This is a genomic window from Arthrobacter sp. 18067, assembly GCF_902706295.1.
Classification (GTDB): Bacteria; Actinomycetota; Actinomycetes; order Actinomycetales; family Micrococcaceae; genus Arthrobacter.
This window is the reverse complement of record NZ_CACSJJ010000015.1, coordinates 58,994-75,918: the sequence shown is the minus strand read 5'-3', so window position 1 is coordinate 75,918 and position 16,925 is coordinate 58,994. Positions and strand designations below refer to the sequence as shown.

12 protein-coding genes are annotated in these 16,925 nt (G+C 63.8%); 6 read left to right on the top strand and 6 right to left on the bottom strand.

The window, feature by feature from the left end:
* Window positions 1–28 precede the first annotated feature (28 nt).
* A complete protein-coding gene (locus tag GVL04_RS15430; protein WP_159706145.1) occupies window positions 29–727 on the top strand; it encodes a YafY family protein in 699 nt (232 codons plus the stop codon).
* A gap of 31 nt (window positions 728–758) precedes the next feature.
* Here GVL04_RS15430 and GVL04_RS15425 read toward each other — a convergent pair whose 3' ends face one another.
* Both GVL04_RS15425 and GVL04_RS15420 read right to left on the bottom strand, forming a co-directional pair.
* Window positions 759–1,931, bottom strand: coding sequence for an MFS transporter (locus GVL04_RS15425; protein ID WP_159706143.1), 1,173 nt, complete (start codon window positions 1,929–1,931; stop codon window positions 759–761).
* Entirely contained in the window at window positions 1,928–2,593 is a 666-nt protein-coding gene (locus tag GVL04_RS15420) for a GntR family transcriptional regulator (RefSeq protein ID WP_159706141.1), read from the bottom strand. The genes GVL04_RS15425 and GVL04_RS15420 overlap by 4 nt, the downstream gene beginning before the upstream one ends.
* A 323-nt stretch (window positions 2,594–2,916) precedes the next feature.
* On the opposite strand from GVL04_RS15420, the gene GVL04_RS15415 reads away from it, so the two are divergent.
* Window positions 2,917–6,402 (top strand): discoidin domain-containing protein, encoded by a 3,486-nt coding sequence (locus GVL04_RS15415; protein WP_159706139.1) that lies wholly within the window; start codon window positions 2,917–2,919, stop codon window positions 6,400–6,402.
* A 60-nt stretch (window positions 6,403–6,462) separates the two neighbouring features.
* Here the strand turns inward: GVL04_RS15415 and GVL04_RS15410 are convergent, their stop codons facing one another.
* The 4 genes from GVL04_RS15410 to GVL04_RS15395 all read right to left on the bottom strand — a co-directional run bounded on the left by GVL04_RS15410 (window position 6,463) and on the right by GVL04_RS15395 (window position 12,424).
* Window positions 6,463–7,263 (bottom strand): GNAT family N-acetyltransferase, encoded by an 801-nt coding sequence (locus GVL04_RS15410; protein ID WP_159706137.1) that lies wholly within the window; start codon window positions 7,261–7,263, stop codon window positions 6,463–6,465.
* A 175-nt stretch (window positions 7,264–7,438) separates the two neighbouring features.
* Entirely contained in the window at window positions 7,439–9,316 is a 1,878-nt protein-coding gene (locus GVL04_RS15405; protein WP_159706135.1) for a DUF2264 domain-containing protein, read from the bottom strand.
* A complete protein-coding gene (locus tag GVL04_RS15400; protein ID WP_159706133.1) occupies window positions 9,316–10,464 on the bottom strand; it encodes a LacI family DNA-binding transcriptional regulator in 1,149 nt (382 codons plus the stop codon). Before GVL04_RS15400 ends, GVL04_RS15405 begins: the two co-directional genes overlap by 1 nt.
* Entirely contained in the window at window positions 10,457–12,424 is a 1,968-nt protein-coding gene (locus GVL04_RS15395; RefSeq protein WP_159706131.1) for a heparinase II/III family protein, read from the bottom strand. The genes GVL04_RS15400 and GVL04_RS15395 overlap by 8 nt, the downstream gene beginning before the upstream one ends.
* A 164-nt stretch (window positions 12,425–12,588) precedes the next feature.
* On the opposite strand from GVL04_RS15395, the gene GVL04_RS15390 reads away from it, so the two are divergent.
* The 4 genes from GVL04_RS15390 (at window position 12,589) to GVL04_RS15375 (ending at window position 16,925) form a co-directional block, all read left to right on the top strand.
* The gene (locus GVL04_RS15390) at window positions 12,589–13,602 is read left to right on the top strand and encodes a hydroxyacid dehydrogenase (RefSeq protein WP_159706129.1); all 1,014 of its coding nucleotides are present in this window, start codon (window positions 12,589–12,591) and stop codon (window positions 13,600–13,602) included.
* Between the two features lie 61 nt (window positions 13,603–13,663).
* A complete protein-coding gene (locus GVL04_RS15385; RefSeq protein WP_159706128.1) occupies window positions 13,664–14,944 on the top strand; it encodes an ABC transporter substrate-binding protein in 1,281 nt (426 codons plus the stop codon).
* Between the two features lie 113 nt (window positions 14,945–15,057).
* Window positions 15,058–15,984, top strand: coding sequence for a carbohydrate ABC transporter permease (locus tag GVL04_RS15380; protein ID WP_159706126.1), 927 nt, complete (start codon window positions 15,058–15,060; stop codon window positions 15,982–15,984).
* Window positions 15,984–16,925 (top strand): carbohydrate ABC transporter permease, encoded by a 942-nt coding sequence (locus tag GVL04_RS15375; RefSeq protein ID WP_159706124.1) that lies wholly within the window; start codon window positions 15,984–15,986, stop codon window positions 16,923–16,925. Before GVL04_RS15380 ends, GVL04_RS15375 begins: the two co-directional genes overlap by 1 nt.

The window sequence follows — 16,925 nt, the reverse complement described above, 5'->3', positions numbered from 1 at the left end:
ATGTCATGAATTTGATGCCGGCTGAAAGTTGAAGCGTGCAGAACGCCTCCATGCTCTATCCGAGTTGCTGCGTCGCAGCGGAGCGCGGGGAGTCTCCTCCGAGCGGCTGGCGGGAGAGTTCGAGGTGTCCGTGCGCACAGTCAAGAGGGACCTGGATGCTTTGGAGAGCAGCGGCGCGCCCGTATGGTCGCGCCCAGGACCGGGCGGTGGGTACGGGTTGGCCGCCGGCGCTTCCCTGCCGCCTGTCAGCCTGTCCCCGGCGCAGGCCGTGGCACTCATGGCAGCCGTGTCCGCTGCACCCGACGCCCCTTACGCCGATCTGGCAGCAGCCGGGATCCGGAAGATCGTAGATGTCCTCGATCCCAAGACCCGAGCGAGAGCCGACGAACTGGCGGGCCGCGTCTGGGTGAATGCGGCTCCCGCCTCCTCGCGCGCCATCAGGTCGGCTCTGGAGGAGGCGATGTCCGAGCAACGAGTCATCCGCATGCGCTACACATCGGGAGATGGGAGCACCACCATCCGCGACGTCGAACCCGTGCTGTTCGCCTCAACGAACGGCCAGTGGTACTTGGTTGGATGGTGTCGACTTCGCGACGCCATGCGGTGGTTCATCGTGTCCCGCATCGAGCGAGCCAGCGTCACCAAGACCGCTTGCAGCGGCCACACCATCCACGAGGTCGGGGAACCTCCGGCGAACGCCAGACCTGTGCACGGTCGGGGCGCGTGAGTCGCTCAATCAATCTCTCAGGTCAGTTCAGTCAGTCGTCCAGCCGCACACCCCGCAGCAACAGCATGGTCCCACCCACAGCAACCGCGGATGCCAGGAACACGCCCGCCGCGCCCAGTCCTACTGCGACGACGCCGATTGCGCTGGGGAGCACCACTTGGCCCACTCTGTTTCCGGCAAGCCGCAAGGCGAGCGCACGTCCCCGTTGGCCTTCGGGAGCTTGGGCCGAGAGCCAGGACATGGTGAGCGGCTGCCCGATTCCGAGGCCCAAACCAAGAAACGCCATCACGACGAAGAGCAACCACTCGGGCATGGGAATGGCGGCCACCCCAAGGGCAACTGTGGAGATGGCCAGGCTCAGGATCAGCAGCTTCATTCGCCCGAGCTTGCGGGACATGCTGCCGAGCCCCAGCCGGGAAATCATGGAGAACACTGCCCGGACAGTGAGCAGGAGGCCCACAGTTGCAGCGGTGAGGCCTCGTTCGGCGCCAAGTGCAGGCAGGTAGACCACGGTCAGGTCCACGACGGCGAGGACGGTGGCACTCGTTGCCAGGGCACGGACAACGCCCGGAGTTCTGAGGAGCGATACGGCGCTGCCCTTTGGGCCGCCCTTGGGCGTGCGCCTCCCGCGACTGACTTTGGCGGAAATAACAAAGGTTGTCAGGAACAGCACCAGGCTCATGGCCGCCGCGAGCAGGAAGATCGCCTGCGTGTTCGGCCGAACGGAAGCACCGCCCACCAAGGAAATGGCCAACGGACCGAGAGCCTGGCCCAAGGATGCGGCAAAGGTCAGGTACCCGAAAGCAGAGTCCAAACGAGACGCCGCAGCATTGTTTGCCACCACCGCCTGCTGCCCCACCACGCAGGCCAGCTGACCCGCACCCAGCAGCGCTGTCCCAATCACCAGTGCGGGGACTGATGTCCCCCAGAACAACAGAAACGCAGAACAACCCAGCACGACGGCGGACCCGATCGCCATCAGCCGGCGCTCACCCAGGCGGTCCACCAGTCCGCCGATGGGAAGGGCGAGCAGCAGCGGGAACACGGCGTAGCTTGCGGCAAGAAGGCCCAGCGCGAAGCCGGGAACATCAAGTTCCAGTGCGCGGTACGTGGTGGCCGGCCGGACCAGGAACGTCACAGCTTGGATCAGTGCCGAGTGGATCAGGAGCGCGGTGGACGAGCGCCGTCCGAGTTCGCCGATCATTCGACCACGAGGCCCGTGCCTGAGATGACCCGCAAGGTCTCATCGCGTGCGCCGATCACATGATCGAAAGCGACCTTGGCTGCCTTTTCCGCGTCCTTGGAAGCGATGGCCTCGACCAAGAGCCGGTGATTGGCTAGTGCTTCATCGCGACGTTCAGGAGCGTTGTTGGTGAAGTATCGGTACCGTTCAGCCTGGCTGGCGATCTGCTCATGAAAGCGCTGGGCCCAGGAGTTTCCGGCGATCCTGGCGATCGCGGCGTGCAGGGCAACCCCGTATTTCATGGCTTCGTCGGCGAACTCCACCATCGCAGCGTTGCGGGCCACGATCCCCTCCAGTTCAGCAAGATCTGCTGCGGTGGCATTGGCACACGCTTCACGAGCCATCAGCGATTCCAACGCAGCACGGACGTCGTAGAGCTCTGAAACGACTTTCTCATCCAGCACCGGCACCAGCACTCCCCCGGTGGGTTGCTGCTCCAGCAAGCTCTCCGAAATCAAGCGTCGGATGGCCTCGCGGAGCGGCGTGCGGCTGACCTGCAAAGCTGTGGCCATGGCGGGTTCGTAGATGCGTTGGCCTGGCTTGAGCTCGAGGCTGAGGATCTGGCGCTTCAGCTCGCCGTAGACGAGGTGCGCCCCTGTGTTGCGTGGTTGTGGATCTGCCATGTGGTGCCGCCCTGCCGAAAAAAGAAGGTGTACTTGTATACATCTATACACTCCCGGATGAGCAGTACACAACAAAAGCAACGCGGGGTCACTTACGGCCGCTTCAAGCGCCCAAAAGGGGCCGTAAGTGACCCCGCGTTGTTTGAATGCAGGTGACCACTTCCGACCAACCCCGTTCGAGCCTGTTCGAGTGCCTTGTGACGCTCCTGGCCGCCTCATAGTGTCGGCTTGCCCGGCCTTCCCGGAAGCCAGGCAAGCACCCAATGACACCCCGACGATGAGGTCCAACCATGGCGTTTACCGCGCGAAGAATCCGAAGGCCCGTGGCAGTCCTGGCGGCAGCCGTCACTGCGGCAGCGAGCCTTGCCCTGATGCCCGCAATGGCACCACAAGCACACGCAGACGACGCAACCGCCGTCATCATCACTCCGAACCCTGCCAGCCGTGGCGAAGCCTTCGAAGGCTGGGGCACCAGTTTGGTGTGGTTCGCGAATGCGACGGCGGGATACTCCCCTGAGCTGCGTGAGGAGCTGTACCAGAAGGTCTTCGGCGAGGACGGACTCAACCTCAACATTGCCCGTTACAACGTCGGAGGTGGGAACGCCTCGGACGTCGCCAACTACCTCAACGACGGCAGCGCTGTGGAGGGATGGTGGAAGCCTGTCACTGAAGCGCAAGCCGACCAACCGGCGTCGAACCTTTACAACCCTGACGGAACCGTCGACAAGACGCAGGCCAACAAACTCGCATTCCTGAACGCCTGGAACCCGGACGACCCCGCGTCTTACAACCCCGATGCCGATAAGAACCAGCGCTGGTGGGTGGAGCGCCTGGCCGCAGACCAGCAGATCACCCACTGGGAAGCGTTCAGCAACTCCCCGCCCTGGTTCATGACCAAGAGCGGCTACGTTTCCGGCCAGGTGAACACCGCCAAGGGCGAAAACCTCCTGCCCGAAGCGGAAGCCAAGTTCGCCGCCTACATGAGGAACGCCGTCGAACTTCTCGAAAAGGGCAGCGGCATCTCGGTGGACACCATCGATCCATTCAACGAGCCGAACTCCGGCTACTGGGGCACGGACATCAACGCCGCCACCGGCAAGCCGCCCACCACGTACACGCAGAAGCAGGAGGGCGCGCTGATCTTCCCGGCCGCCCAGGACCGCGTGACCAAGCTGCTGGCCGCCGAACTGGAAAAGGGCACCACGGACGCCGTCATCTCCGCGATGGACGAGACGGACCCCACCAAGTTCATGACCAACTGGAACGGCTACAGCCAGGAAGCCAAGGACGCTGTAGCGCAGCTCAATGTCCACACGTACGGCACCAATGATCGACGCCGGGTACGCGACCTCGCCAGCTCCACAGACAAACCACTGTGGATGAGCGAAGTGGGCGGATTCTGGCCCGGCAACCCAGCTCTCGGCGACTCCACCAGCGGCTGGGACCGCTCCAACATCACCAACGGGCTGGGCATCGCCAGCCGCATGGTCAACGACCTCCGCGAACTAGACCCCAACGCCTGGGTCTTCTGGCAGCCTGTGGAGGACACGTACAAGCAGGAGAAGGCAGACAAGGGCTGGGGCTCCATCTACATCGACTTCGACTGCAATTACGAAGGCCGCGAAGGCTTCTCCAACCGCCGGCTCAACGACGGCGCATCCCAGGAACAAGCCAAGTGCAAGGTCCTGACCAACCAGAAATACAACACCACCCGGAACTTCACGCACTACATCCGGCCCGGCGACTTCCTCATCCAGAACGACAACGCCAAGACCGCCAGCGCCCTCCGCGCCGACGGCAACGGCGCAACGCTGGTCCACTTCAATGACACCCCGACGGCGGAAAAGGTCACCATCGACCTCAGCCGCTTCGGCAGCATCGCACCCGGCGCCAAGGTCACACCGGTGGTCACCACCAAATCGCCGCTGGACGACATCGAGAAGAACGCACTCGTCGCCGGTGTACCGGTGGCCGTTGACACGGTAGCCAAGTCCGCGACGCTTGAGGTTCCCGCCTCGTCTGTGGTGACGTTCGTCGTCGACGGCGTCAGTGGAGTGTCGGACGACGCCGCCCCCGTGCAGGACGGCCACAGCTATCACCTCAGCGGCGAAGCTAGCAGCAAGTATTTGACGGGCCGTGCAAATGGCTCGGCCTCGATCGAGGAATTGGGCACGGACGCTGCAGGCGTCGCGCCCCAGATGTGGACCTTCAATGCCGTGGGTGCAGGTGACTTCGCCAACGATCGCCGTTGGGTTGTTTCCAGCGCGGACGGGCGTGTGCTCACCGGCAATGGTGGGGTGCTGAACGGAAGCCAAAGTGGTGCGGCTTCACTCGCTACTCTGACGTTGGACCAGGCCAAGGCGACTCCTTCTGCACAGTGGATAGTGACAACGGAGAACGGCAAGCAGTGGTCCCTGGTCAACGCCGGTGCCGCGATTGCCTTGCAGGTTTCGGGCAACCAGACCGCTGCTGGAACGTCTGTGGCACTTGCTTCATCTACCGGAACCACCGCAACCGCCTCGGCCAGCCCGCATCAGGCGTGGGCCTTCACGGATATCGCTGACTTGAAGCTCCTGGGTGTTTCGCCCGTTGAACTGAGTACGCTCACAGGTGTTGCGCCTGCCCTCCCTTCTACAGTGACTCCGCTGTATGAGGCGGGTCCGGGCAAGCCGCTGGCCGTTACCTGGTCCGCAGTTGACCCCTCAGTCTGGCAGAAGGATGGGAAGGTAACGCTCCGCGGATCCGGTGTTGATCCCTACGGGCAGGCGTTCGATGACGCTCTCCTGACCGTGACGGTAGGACAGTACGTGGCCACCGACCCCGCGTCCGTGACCGTCGGTGTTGGTTCCAGGCTGGCCTCGGTGCAGGCGGCTGCCCCGGTGACAGTCCCCGGCCAAATCGGCGACGGACCTGCCCGCAACCCGATTCCTGTGGTGTGGGACTGGGCTTCGCTGTCTGATTCTGCCCTCCAGACTGTCGGCTCGGTGACCGTTCCTGGCAAGGCCGGCTCCCTCTCCGCGACACTCACTGTCGTGGTGGCGGAAAGGGTTCCCATCGGCAACATCTGCAAGGACGATCCCGCCACAATCGCAACAGCCAGTTACACCGAGGGCTCATATACCGCGAAGAACAGCTGCGATGGCAACGACTCCACCCGCTGGTCCAACTGGGTGAGCGGTGGCCGGGCCGGTGACAACCTGAGCTACACGTTCCGCCGCGACTACACCGTTTCCTCCGTGACGGTGACGTCGGCGGAAAAGGCAGCGGCGAGCCTTAAAGTCCAGTACCAGGATGCTTCCGGAGCATGGAAAGATACCTCGGCCGGGACCATCACGGGACTCTCTACTTCTTCGCCTACGACGGTTCGCTTCGACCCCGTGACCACCCGTGGCATCCGCGTTTCGTTTGTGACCACGGCTTCGTACACAAAGATCGCCGAGGTAGCCATCGCCGGTTCACGTTTGGCTGACGCCGGACTCGCCGACCTCGGCAGGCTCCTCGTCAACCAAGCGTCCGTCGTCGGGTTCGCCCCGGCGTCCACCGACTACCGGGTGCTGTCGACGTCGGCGAATCCCGCCGTCGTCGGCTACCCGCTGGATACGAACGCCAAGGTGACGGTCAAGCAGGCAACGGCGGAAAGCCCGACGGCCATAGTCACCGTGACAGCGCCGGACGGCACCACGAAGGAGTATCGCGTGACCATTTCAACCGGCAAGGACGCGTGCAAGAACGGCGGCTGGAAGACGAGCCCGTCGCCCGTGTTCAAGAACCAGGGGCAGTGCGTGAGCTACTTCGCGGCTGGGAAGTAGGGCTCCTCGGTAACCAGTTCGGGCCTCCTCCTGCTGAGCGCGGGAGGGGGCCCGAACGGGTCAGCCTCGCACCCAGCGGTACGGCGTAGTCGTCGAGACCTTGAGCAGCCCGGATCGCTCCAGGATTGGCCGGGAGAACTCGGTGGAGTCGCTGTGGATGAGGGTCTTGCCCAGCTCGAGTGCTGCTTGGGCACGGCGAGCCGTCAATGCCCGGTAAATCCCCCGGCCGCGCCACTCTTCTCTGGTGGCCCCGCCCCAGATACCGGCGAAGGCCGTGCCGGGCACTGGCTCCAAGCGTCCAGCGCTGACGACTTGTCCGTCAGCCTCCGCCACCCACAACTGCACCCCGTCATCGAGGGAGAGGCGGCGCAGCAAGGCATCGGCCATCTCATCCGAGACCGGCTCGCCAAAGACCTCGTCCTGCATCGCACTCATGGCCCGCACGTCCGGTTCCTCCGTGACCTGCCGCAGCGTCACGCCGTCGGGAAGTGGCACAGCTGTGCTCAAAGCCTTCGCTTCGCCGATCATGATCGATTCCGGCTCGTCCTGGGTGAAGCCGTTTTCGATGAGTGCTTCGTGCAAACCCGGTGCGTGGTCATGCCCGCGGGATTTCCATTCGACCCTGGTGATGTCCGGTTCTGCGCGGAAGTAGGCCACCGACTCAGCGACGAGCCGCTTGATGGTCTGCGAGTCCGCGCCACCGAGGTCCTGGTACGTGACGAAGCCCCGCCCCTTCATGAAGGTCACCAAGCGCACGGGTCCGTGCTGGGTCACTTTGAGGGCACTCGGGGTCTCGGCGTCGGTGCGGAGGTCCTGGTCATATGCCGCGAGGAAGCGTGCTCGATCGTCGGTTTGGCTCATCCCGCGAGCCTACTGCAGGGGTGGGCTCGCCCGATTCGATGGCCCGCTGCACACTGCGCCGCGTGCACGGCACGTTCCGCAGCAAGACCCCGAAACCGGCAGCACACCCAGCCCTACACGAACCCGATTCGACGGCTCGCTGCACATTAGAAGGTAGGAAGCGTCTAAGCCACAGCTACCCGTCGAAACGGGTGAGCAGATCACCGGCGAGGCGGGTACCGTCGGGGAATTCGAAGTGGCCATCGGCAAACGTGACACCCGCATCCGCCGAAGCACCTCCGTCACCGGCGAGGACGACGACGGCGGCGTAGTCGCCGTCGTGCGCGGTGCCCGAGGTCCCCACCCACGGAATGGTGAGTTCCGACCCCATCGGGTGCGCGCCGGAGCGAACGAACGTCCCGGACGAGTCCAAAGACAGACCGAACCCCGGCACAGCCTGGACAGTGCTGACCATGGAAGACGCTGCATCCACCGGCCACCCACCAATCCGGAGCGCACCAGCACCAGCACCGGAAACGCGTACTAGCCGGAGCTCCATGGCCCCACGCGTCGCCGAAACCACCGTGACCGAGGGCCCCTGAGTCGCAACGCCGGCGACGCCGCTGCCGTGATCGGGGCCGGCATCGGGATCGGGCTCGATCCAGTGCGCGGTGAACCGTGAAGCACCCACCTGGATGCCGCCCTCGGAGAACGATCCCAGGTACTCAAAGCCCGTCCGATGCGTAAGCCTGCCAGCAGGGTCAACGAAGACCACTGCGTTGTCCCGGGATTCCGGCGAGAGGTCGGGGAACGTGTGGGTGGAGTACCCGATCCGCGCGTACAGGGGCGAGTCCGCCACCAAAGCACCAACAACAGCGTGATCCGTGGCGTGGTTCCGGATCCGGACCACGCCGTCGGCACGAGTCCCGTCCACCTGCCATCCGGGTGCCGTGATCAGCCGCTGGGTGTCGGCGACTTCAACGGGCAGCGGAGCTTCAACAGAGGTCCACACACGGTGATCCGCCGGCAGCGCCAGGCCGAGCATGCCCTTTGCCGCCCAATACGGTGACCCTGCACCGGAGTAGGCCTGCTTCATGCCGGCGAACTCGCCGTGCCAGCCGATGGACAGCAGGCCGTCCTCGGTGATGGATCCGTGCCGGGCAAAGTAGTCGAGCATCCCGGACGCGGCCCGGCGGCTGAGTCCCGGCTGCAAGCGCGTGTGCCCGGACAGCTCCCCGACCCAGAACGGGGCAGCGGCCGCGAATCGGTAGATCAGGCTGCGGCCTTGAATGAGCGGGGCACCGTTCGCGCCGACAAGGAAGGCGGCGTCGTCCAGGAAGTCAGCCAGCCTGTCGCCGTCGAGCGCTTTGCGGGCAGTAACCCGGGGATCCGAAGGAGCCATCAAGGCCCAGAGCTGCGGATACACCTGGAAGGCCCAGCCAACGTAATGGTCATAAGCCCGCTCGGGACCATCAGCGAACCAGCCACCGCCCCGGTAGAGCGAGTCGTGGATGGCGAGTCCGGCGTCGATGTCCTCGTCCGAATACCGGCCACCAACTGAAGCCAGGAATGTCTCCACCACAATCTGGAACCACACCCAGTTGATGGGCGGATATTCCTCGCCAATGACGGTTTCGAACCACGCGATGAGTTGCTCCTGGACGCGTTCGGGCATCTTGTCCCAGAGAACGTCGCGGGTCAGCGCCAAGCCAACAGCCAACGACGCCGCTTCCACCTTCGCCTGCCCCAACTCACCTGGGGTCGGCCACCGGTCGGGATTCGCGGGGTTGGTTCCGGCGTCGAGACCAGCGGCGTACCACTCGGCGATCCACCCGGTGTTCGCGGGGTCTCCCGCAATCCGGAACGAAGCAAGCAGGAACGTCCGGGCGAAGGCTTCCAGTGAATCGCTCCGCGGGCCGTACCGGCTGTTGGCGCCGGGCAGGTGGATGTTGGCGTGGTCCTCGGTCCCAAAGCGGTGTGCCGAACGCAGGAGGTAGTCCGCGTAGGCGCACCAGTGCTCGCGGGTCAGGCCGGTGTAGGGCGAAAGCTGGTAATCCAAAGGGGGAAGAAGCATCAGAGCGAATCCTCCAGCACAACTCCGGCGAACCCTCGCGGAGCGCCCAGAGACGAATCCCGCACGATCAGCTCCGGGTTCAGGTCAATGCGATGCACAGGGCGCATCCTTCCTTCGGCCAGGCGTGCGGCCATGAGCTGCACCGCCACTTTGCCGACGTAGCTTTTGGGAGGCCGAACCGCGGAGATGGCGGGCTCGGCAAGGTAGGCAACTTCGTCGTCGTATCCCACGATCGCCATGCTGCCGGGAACGTCCACGCCGCGGTCCACGCAATGCTGCACGAACGCCACGGCCTGGGTGTCGGAGTGCACCAGCATGGCGGTGGTCCCCGTGGAACGGCACAGCTCCAGGACATGATCAAAGTGCTTGGAACGGTCCCCGTTGTCCAGCTTGGCCGAGTCCTCATGGATGGACTTTTCCAGCGGGATCTTCAACGCAGCGAGGGCCTGCTTCCAGCCACGGACCACATGCGGGCTGGTGGGACTGCTGGAATCGGTGAGGCAGCCAATCATCCGATGCCCCTCCTGCCAGAGATGCCGCACGGCCATCCCTGCGCCGAACGAATGATCGGTCGCGACCCACTCGAGCCGGTGCGACGGGATCTCCAACGGCGCCCTGCGTTCGGCCATGATCACCGGAATGGGCAGAGCGTTGAGCCAACGAAGCAGTTCCTTGCCGTGCGCTCCACCCATGTCCGGGGCCACGATCAGCCCGTCAATGTTCTGTGTATCCAGCAGCGCCTGAACCTGGCGGCGGTTGTCGGCGGCGTCGTACGCGGAGCCCCGGACCAGGATGCGGAGATTCTGGATTTCGGCCTCGCCGCGCGCCCCGGAAATCACCTGTGGCCAGTAGTAATCCAGCGAGGGAACCACCATGCCGATGGAGTAACTGTGTGCCGACGGTCTCCCCACAGCCACCGAACGATCCAGCGGGCTGGGAAGCGTCGCACCGCCGTGGACACGGGAGACCAGTCCTTCGTCGGCGAGGGTGTTCACGTCGCGCCGGATGGTCAGCTCGCTGACGCCCAGTTTCGCCGCAATATCGCGGACGGTGATGGCTCCGTGTGCCCGCAACTCCTCCATGAGCCGTTCCCGCCGTTGCAGCGAAAACAACGACTTCCCGGCTTCCGGGCTTGATTCGTTAGTCATTTGCGGCCTCCACTGTGAGGGTGAATGCGCCTGAAGCGCGGGTTTCTTCGGGCATGCGGAACCGGATCCGGGTGAGTTTTTGGCCCCAGATGTCGCTGAGGAGCGGATCGTCGAGGTGCCATTCGTCTACGAGCACGACGGCGGTTGCCGGCTTCCAGCGCAGGTGCAGTCCCACGTGGCTGATGACTGTCGGAATTCCGACAGAGGTGATGGTCGCCGTCGCGTCTGAACCCACGCGGACGGTGCCGGCAACAAGGTAGGTGATGTCGACGTCGTGCGTTCCCTCTGGCGGGTGCGCTGGCAGATTCCAACGGTCGTCAATCACCACGGACCCAAGTTCGCGGTTCATGAGTGAGGTGCGGATCCATTGCTCGGCGTGGTCCAACCCATAGGCGGCGCCAAGACCCAATGCGAGCGTGGGGTCTTCGGGAGTCGGCTCCTGGAGAACGGTCGCCGCGAACGAAGACCCGGTCCCCTGCTCCAGCCCGAACGGTGCGGGGACGCTGTGCCAGGCACTCTGCATGGCGCGAATCTGGTACCGATCAGGTCCGAACGTTTGCGCGGTGTAGGTGGGTTGGCCGGCATCGACGAGCAGGGGCACCCCGTCCACGGCGACCACGACGGAGCCGACGTCCCGGTGGTTGTGGTGCTCGCCGTTGTGTCCGCCCTTCGCCGCGAGCGTGAGCCCGTCCGAGGTGCCCGGAGCTTGCCGCGCGACCATGATCTGCACCGACTGCAGGTACGTCCCCCAACTAGGTCGCAGCACATGTCCTAATGAGCCCTCATTGCGACGTTTGCTGCTACTTAGTTGGGTGAGGGAGGTGAGGACGCGGCCGAGTCCGGAGCGGGGATCGGGGTCGGGTTCGGCGTCCATGAACACGGCGGCGTGCGCGGCGGCCTCGGAGTCGCCCAGCCGGACGGCCCAACGGTGCAGCATGTCCCACGGGAGTCCTTCATGCGCCCGGGCGGGGCCATCGGCGACGTTGAGGAACCAGCGGCCACCAAGGTGCATCCGATGCGGGAAAGCGACCAGCGCACAGATCACCGACAGGTCCGGATTCAGGACACCACCGCTGGCTTCCTCCAACAGGGCAAGGCCTTCCAGCGCGCGGCCCGCGCCGTTCCACCAATAGGCGAAGCCTTCGTCGATGGCACCGTCGGCCGGAATGGAGGCGAGGAACCGATCCAGACCCTCGATGCAACGGGCAATAACCTGGGCCTGCAACCCAGGATCATCCACCAGCAACAGCGCAGCCACGATGATGTTCGAGTGGATCCATGGGTTCCAGTTGTGGACGTCGCCGTGCAACCCCAGCCAGTGCCAGTCGAACCGGTCCAGGAACGGCCGGATCACCCGGTCGTGTGTCTCCTGACGGATGCGCTGACGCAGGCCAGGAGCACGCTCATCAAGAGCGTCACCGAGCACCAGGTCCAGCCACGCCAACTGCGCCACAACTTCGCCGGCACCGAGATCCAGATAGGGAAGCGTGCGGTCCGGGACCACCTCGCCGCTGCGCGTGAACACGTCGTCGTGCGCCGCCCAACTCCAGGAGCTCTGCTCACAGAGGAGGTAGGCGCCATCAATCACCTCATCGAGCCAGCCCACCCGATCGGGACCTGCCACTGCAGCCATTACGACGGCGCGCGTCAGCCGCTGCTGCCGGCTCGCCACGAGCCCCTCGTACGCCGTGCGGTTGCCGTCGCGGAAGTAGCGCGCGTAGTCGGAAACGAGCGGTTGGGGCCAGGGACTCCCCTTCTCGGCTTCGGCCTGGGTGCGCAGCTCCACAAGGGGGCGGGCAGCAGAGAGCTGCCATCCGGCGTCGGACGCTGGACGAACGGTGAGCCGGTCACGGGAGCCGCGGAGCGACTCCCTCAGTGAGGACTCGCCAGCCAACGGGCCCCAGGCACTCCGTAAAGGGCGAAGAGGTGGCGCTACAACGGCGGCGTTGCCGGTTGCCATAAGGATTCTTCTCTCATTTGTTCGAGTTTGAACGTTTCAGATCAACCCCGATTGAGTTGAATGAACTGTCTTGTTTATGAGTATGTACTGATTATTAGATGTGATGCAACACATAAATCACGGTCGAACAGGCCGCCGAAAATTTCGAAGGGAGGATCCCCTCAATGTCGCTCAAGCCCCAGGCACTGCTGGTCATGAATAGCGGAACCTTTGCTGACCAGTTCGATTCCACGCGACTGGAGCGGCTGGCTGGACTGGTTGATCTTGGTGACGAGCCGTGGACGGATTCCTTGGACGCCCCCGAGCTGACAAACCGCCTGGAAGAGGTGGAAATCCTCCTCACCAGCTGGGGGGTTCCGCAGCTCAATGCAGAGCGGTTGGAGCGCATGCCCAAGCTCAGGGCAGTTTTCCACTGTGCGGGAACAGTGCGCAGCTTCGTCAGCGAAGAACTCTGGGATCGCGGCATCACCGTGACCAACGGCGCCGACGCCAACGCGATCCCGGTAGCTGAATTCACGTTCGCCTCGATCGTCCTGGCAGGTAAAAAGGCACACGTGCTGGCCAACGACGCCCGCACCTTCCGCGCTGACTGGAGCTACATCGGTGATCGCGGCGAGCTGGGGAACATTGGCCGCGTGGTGGGCGTCATCGGCTTCTCCCGCATCGGCCGCAGGGTGGTCCAACTGGTCCAGCAGCTGCAGGACGTCACCTGCCTGGTCAGCGATCCCCACGCGGATCCGCTCGAAGTCGCGGCCGCGGGCGGCAAGCTGGTCCCCCTGCACGAGCTCCTGCCGGCGTCGGACGTGGTCACCATCCACGCCCCGGCACTGCCGGAAACGCGCAACATGATCAGCACGGCAGAGCTCCGCGCCATGAAGGACCACGCGACGCTCATTAACACTGCACGCGGTTCATTGGTTGACACGGCAGCACTCGAGAAGGAGTGCGCCACCGGACGAATCACAGCCCTGTTGGACGTCACGGAGCCCGAGCCGCTGCCCGCAGAATCCACCCTGTACGACCTCCCCAATGTGATCCTCACACCACATATCGCCGGCTCTCTCGGGACTGAAACCCGGCGGATGTCCGATGCTGCACTGGATGACCTCGAACGGTACCTCGCCGGCAAGGACCTCCAGGCCCAAGTAGTCCACGCGGACCTCGGCCTCAGCGCCTAGCCCCGTCAAACCCACAGCCGCAGCCGCGGCAGACTTAAGAACCCCCACTAAGGAGAACGCAATGAAGCGCACAACCCTCGCCGCAATCGCCCTTGCGGTGACTGCAGGGCTTGGACTCACTGGCTGTGCAGGCGCAGCCGGTCCGGCCGAACAACCGGCAGCCAACGGTAAGACCAAGCTGACCGTCTCGGTCTGGAACTACGAGGGCACACCGGAGTTCAAGGCCCTCTTTGACGGCTACGAGGCCGCCAACCCCACCGTGGACATTGAACCCGTCGACATCTTGGCTGATGACTACCCGCAGAAGGTGACCACCATGCTTGCCGGTGGCGACACCACCGATGTCCTCACCATGAAGAACGTGATCGACTACTCCCGCTACGCCAACAACGGCCAGCTTCAGGAGATCAACGGCGTGGTGGACAAGGTGGGCAAAGACAACCTCGCCGGCCTGGACGCCTTCAACATGGACGGCAAGTACTTCGCTGCACCCTACCGCCAGGACTTCTGGCTCCTGTACTACAACAAGGACCTGTTCAAGGCTGCCGGGATTGAAGAGCCCAAGGACCTGACATGGGAAAAGTACACGGAGATCGCCAAGAAACTCACCACCGAGGCTGAGGGCAAGAAGGTCTACGGCACTTACCACCACATCTGGCGTTCGGTGGTCCAGGCCATCGCAGCGGCCCAGAACGACGCCGACCAGAACAGCGGCGACTACGGCTTCTTTGAGGACCAGTACAACACCGCCCTGGACCTTCAGAAGTCCGGCGCCACCTTGGACTTCGGCACTGCCAAGAGCCAGAAGACCAGCTACCGCACCATGTTCGAAACCGGCCAGGCAGCCATGATGCCCATGGGCACCTGGTACACCGCGGGCATCCTGCAGGCCAAGAAGGACGGCAAGACCAACGTCAACTGGGGCTTGGCGCCACTGCCGCAGAAGAACGACGACGGCAAGGTCACCACGTTCGGTTCGCCCACGGCCTTCGCCGTGAACAAGAACGCCAGCCACTCCGATGAGGCCAAGAAGTTCATCGAGTGGGCTGCCGGCGAAGAAGGCGCCAAAGCCATCTCCAAGATCGGTGTAGTCCCGGCGCTCCAGAACGAGTCCGTCACCGCCGAGTACTTCAAGCTGGAAGGCCTGCCCACGGACGAGCTCTCCAAGAAGGCCTTCGCCCCGGACCAGACAGCCCTGGAAATGCCCGTCAGCGACAAGTCTGCCGCTACGGACAAGATCCTCAACCAGGAACACGACCTCATCATGGTCGGCGAGCGCTCCGTCACCGATGGCATCGCCGAGATGGGCAAGCGCGTCACCAGCGAAGTCCTGGGCAAGTAAGGCCAGACAAGCACCTGGTTCCGGTGCTGCGTCCCTGGACGCGGCACCGGAACCGGACCCGAATTCTCCGGATCCTGAAATGGAGGAACGCCCCCGCCCCGGGAGCGGTCATCATGACTACAGAAACAATCACCCAGGCGCCTGCCCCCGTGCACAGCCGCGGCAACAGGAAGCAAGCCAGGCGTAACACGCTGATCGGCTGGACGTTCATCCTTCCGAACTTCCTTGGCTTCCTGGCCTTCACCCTCATTCCAGTCGTGGCCGCTTTCGCGCTCTCCTTCATGGAATGGACCTCGTTCAGCGCTCCCAAGTGGGTTGGCCTGGCCAACTTTGAGCGCATGTTCGCGTCCGACTCCTTCTGGATCGCGCTGCGGAACACCCTCGTTTACGCCCTGGGCCACGTCCCGCTCACCATGGCGCTCGCGCTCATCCTGGCGATGCTCCTGAACCGCAAACTCAAGGGAATCGGCTTCTTCCGGGTCGCCATCTTCTTCCCGTACATCACCTCCCTGGTGGCTGTCGCCGTCGTCTGGAACATGCTCTTCAGCCCGGACAGCGGCCCCATCAACCAGCTCCTCGGCGCCATCGGCATCGCCAACCCGCCGGGCTGGACATCCAGTTCCGACTGGGCCATGCCGGCTGTCATCATCACCAGCGTGTGGCGGGACATGGGCTACTACATGGTCCTGTACTTGGCCGGCCTGCAAGCGATCCCCACCGAGCTGTACGAAGCCGCCGAGGTTGACGGCGCCAGTGCCTGGCAGCGTTTCTGGAACGTCACCATCCCGTCCTTGCGTCCCACCACGTTCTTTGTGGTGGTCATGCTGACGGTCTCCAGCTTCAAGGTGTTCGACCTGATCGTGGTCATGACCAACGGTGGCCCCGGACGTTCCACCACAGTGCTGTCCCAGCTGATCTACCAGGAGGGCATCGGCGAAGGTAAGTTCGGCTACTCCTCGGCCATTTCACTGGTCCTGTTCATCATCGTGCTGACGGTCACCGTCCTGCAGTTCAAGATCCAACAGCGGAGGGAACGCTGATGACCAACATGGCCGAAGACCTCAAAGCCACTCATTTGAAGGATGCAGCACCGTTCCCGAGCGGCGCACCTACTGCGGAAGACCGCCGTCGTACTGACCGCAAACGCTCGCCGCGTGAGCAGAAGAAGCGGACCGCGAACATCGTGATTTACGGTGTCCTGGTGGTCCTGGTGGCGGCGCTCATGGTGCCGTTCATCTGGATGCTTTCCTCGTCATTGAAGGAGAACAACCAGGTCCTCACGGTTCCCATCCAGTGGATCCCCAGTGAGTTCGTGTGGAGCAATTACACGGACATCTGGACCCGCATTCCCATGATGGGCTACCTGCAGAACTCGTTGTACCTTGCCGTGATCATCACCTGCCTGCAGGTCCTCACAGGCTCACTGGCTGCCTACGGTTTCTCGAAGGTCCGCTTCCCGGGCCGCGATGTCCTGTTCCTGGCCTACATCGGTACCATCGCCGTTCCGTGGCAGGCCTACATGGTGCCGCAGTACATCATGATGCAGCAACTGGGCCTGACGAACAGCTTCAACGCGTTGATTCTCCTGCAGGCATTCGGTGCCTTCGGCGTGTTCCTGATGCGCCAGTACTACATGACCATCCCGGACGAACTCTGCGAAGCCGCCCGCATCGACGGCCTCAGCGAATACGGAATATGGGCACGCGTGATCCTGCCCCTGTCCAAGCCGGCCCTGGCCAGCCTGGCCCTGCTGACGTTCGTGAACACGTGGAACGACTACATGGGTCCGTTCATCTACCTCACGTCCAACCGCCTCTGGACCGTCCAGCTGGGCTTGCGGTCCTTCGTTGGCCAGTTCGACGCCGAGTACGCCATGATCATGACCGGCTCCGTGATCTCCGTGATCCCCATCCTCATCATCTTCCTCATCGGCCAGCGTTACTTCATCCAAGGCATCGCGACGAGCGGGATGAAAGGATGA

Excerpts from the sequence above, each read along its gene's own strand:
- GVL04_RS15425 (WP_159706143.1), bottom strand. The coding sequence starts at position 1,931 with ATGATCGGCGAACTCGGACGGCGCTCGTCCACCGCGCTCCTGATCCAC.
- GVL04_RS15420 (WP_159706141.1), bottom strand. The coding sequence starts at position 2,593 with ATGGCAGATCCACAACCACGCAACACAGGGGCGCACCTCGTCTACGGC.
- GVL04_RS15410 (WP_159706137.1), bottom strand. The coding sequence starts at position 7,263 with ATGAGCCAAACCGACGATCGAGCACGCTTCCTCGCGGCATATGACCAG.
- GVL04_RS15405 (WP_159706135.1), bottom strand. The coding sequence starts at position 9,316 with ATGCTTCTTCCCCCTTTGGATTACCAGCTTTCGCCCTACACCGGCCTG.
- GVL04_RS15400 (WP_159706133.1), bottom strand. The coding sequence starts at position 10,464 with ATGACTAACGAATCAAGCCCGGAAGCCGGGAAGTCGTTGTTTTCGCTG.
- GVL04_RS15395 (WP_159706131.1), bottom strand. The coding sequence starts at position 12,424 with ATGGCAACCGGCAACGCCGCCGTTGTAGCGCCACCTCTTCGCCCTTTA.
- GVL04_RS15390 (WP_159706129.1), top strand. The coding sequence starts at position 12,589 with ATGTCGCTCAAGCCCCAGGCACTGCTGGTCATGAATAGCGGAACCTTT.
- GVL04_RS15385 (WP_159706128.1), top strand. The coding sequence starts at position 13,664 with ATGAAGCGCACAACCCTCGCCGCAATCGCCCTTGCGGTGACTGCAGGG.
- GVL04_RS15380 (WP_159706126.1), top strand. The coding sequence starts at position 15,058 with ATGACTACAGAAACAATCACCCAGGCGCCTGCCCCCGTGCACAGCCGC.
- GVL04_RS15375 (WP_159706124.1), top strand. The coding sequence starts at position 15,984 with ATGACCAACATGGCCGAAGACCTCAAAGCCACTCATTTGAAGGATGCA.